The organism is Rhodococcus sp. NPDC059968 (genome assembly GCF_042738615.1).
In the GTDB taxonomy this organism is placed as follows: Bacteria; Actinomycetota; Actinomycetes; order Mycobacteriales; family Mycobacteriaceae; genus Rhodococcus_F.
In genome coordinates, this window is the sequence record NZ_JBHWUE010000252.1 from 1 (window position 1) to 2,151 (window position 2,151).

Sequence of the window (2,151 nt, forward strand, 5' to 3'; positions counted from 1 at the left end):
GTCGAGTGACTCTGCGCCGAAAATGTACCGGGGCTAAATACACCACCGAAGCTGCGAATTGATACCAATGGTATCAGTGGTAGGGGAGCGTTCTAAGTGCAGTGAAGTCAGACCGGAAGGACTGGTGGAGCGCTTAGAAGTGAGAATGCCGGTATGAGTAGCGAAAGACGGGTGAGAATCCCGTCCACCGAATGCCTAAGGTTTCCTGAGGAAGGCTCGTCCGCTCAGGGTTAGTCGGGACCTAAGCCGAGGCCGAAAGGCGTAGGCGATGGACAACAGGTTGATATTCCTGTACCACCTCCTCACCGTTTGAGCAATGGGGGGACGCAGGAGGATAGGGTAAGCGCGGTATTGGATATCCGCGTCCAAGCAGTTAGGCTGGGAAATAGGCAAATCCGTTTCCCATAAGGCTGAGCTGTGATGGCGAGCGAAATATAGTAGCGAAGTTCCTGATTCCACACTGCCAAGAAAAGCCTCTAGCGAGGTGAGAGGTGCCCGTACCGCAAACCGACACAGGTAGGCGAGGAGAGAATCCTAAGGTGATCGAGAGAACTCTCGTTAAGGAACTCGGCAAAATGACCCCGTAACTTCGGGAGAAGGGGTGCTCTGTTAGGGTGCAAGCCCGAGAGAGCCGCAGTGAATAGGCCCAGGCGACTGTTTAGCAAAAACACAGGTCTCTGCGAAGCCGTAAGGCGAAGTATAGGGGCTGACACCTGCCCGGTGCTGGAAGGTTAAGAGGAGCGCTTAGCGTAAGCGAAGCTCTGAACTGAAGCCCCAGTAAACGGCGGCCGTAACTATAACGGTCCTAAGGTAGCGAAATTCCTTGTCGGGTAAGTTCCGACCCGCACGAAAGGCGCAACGATCTGGGCACTGTCTCAACGAGAGACTCGGTGAAATTATAGTACCTGTGAAGATGCAGGTTACCCGCGACAGGACGGAAAGACCCCGTGGAGCTTTACTGCAGCCTGATATTGAATGTTGGTACAGCTTGTACAGGATAGGTAGGAGCCTTGGAAACCGGAGCGCCAGCTTCGGTGGAGGCATCGGTGGGATACTACCCTGGCTGTATTGACCTTCTAACCCGCCGCCCTTATCGGGCGGGGAGACAGTGTCAGGTGGGCAGTTTGACTGGGGCGGTCGCCTCCTAAAGTGTAACGGAGGCGCCCAAAGGTTCCCTCAGAATGGTTGGAAATCATTCGCAGAGTGTAAAGGCACAAGGGAGCTTGACTGCGAGACCTACAAGTCGAGCAGGGACGAAAGTCGGGCTTAGTGATCCGGTGGTTCCGCATGGAAGGGCCATCGCTCAACGGATAAAAGCTACCCCGGGGATAACAGGCTTATCTCCCCCAAGAGTCCACATCGACGGGGAGGTTTGGCACCTCGATGTCGGCTCATCGCATCCTGGGGCTGTAGTCGGTCCCAAGGGTTGGGCTGTTCGCCCATTAAAGCGGTACGCGAGCTGGGTTCAGAACGTCGTGAGACAGTTCGGTCCCTATCCGTCGTGGGCGTAGGAAATTTGAGAGGAGCTGTCCTTAGTACGAGAGGACCGGGATGGACGCACCGCTGGTGTACCAGTTGTTCTGCCAAGGGCATAGCTGGGTAGCTATGTGCGGAAGGGATAAGTGCTGAAAGCATCTAAGCATGAAGCCCCCCTCAAGATGAGATTTCCCATAGCGTAAGCTAGTAAGATCCCTGAAAGATGATCAGGTTGATAGGTTCGAGGTGGAAGCATGGTGACATGTGGAGCTGACGAATACTAATAGATCGAGGACTTAACCATATAATATGTAGCAAATGTTATCTAGTTTTGAAGGAATATGCCTTCATAGTTTGGTGATGATGGCAGAGAGGTCACACCCGTTCCCATACCGAACACGGAAGTTAAGCTCTCTAGCGCCGATGGTAGTTGGGACCTTGTCCCTGTGAGAGTAGGACGTTGCCAGGCAATTCGGAGGATTAGCTCAGCTGGGAGAGCACCTGCCTTACAAGCAGGGGGTCGGCGGTTCGATCCCGTCATCCTCCACCATTCTAGCCGACTTAGCTCAATTGGTAGAGCAACTGACTTGTAATCAGTAGGTTGGGGGTTCAAGTCCTCTAGTCGGCACCAGCAACTATGGCGGTTGTGGCGAAGTGGTTAACGCACCGGATTGT

At 53.9% G+C, this 2,151-nt stretch carries 2 tRNA genes and 2 rRNA genes; all 4 read left to right on the forward strand.

The features are described from left to right. Window positions 1-1,780 (forward strand): 23S ribosomal RNA (locus ACFWAY_RS53575); the annotation flags it as partial. A gap of 49 nt (window positions 1,781-1,829) precedes the next feature. After that, window positions 1,830-1,945: ribosomal RNA gene (gene rrf / locus ACFWAY_RS53580) — 5S ribosomal RNA — on the forward strand. Window positions 1,946-1,950: 5 nt separating this feature from the next. Continuing rightward, window positions 1,951-2,026, forward strand: a tRNA-Val gene (locus ACFWAY_RS53585). A gap of 5 nt (window positions 2,027-2,031) precedes the next feature. After that, window positions 2,032-2,107, forward strand: a tRNA-Thr gene (locus tag ACFWAY_RS53590). Window positions 2,108-2,151 lie beyond the last annotated feature (44 nt).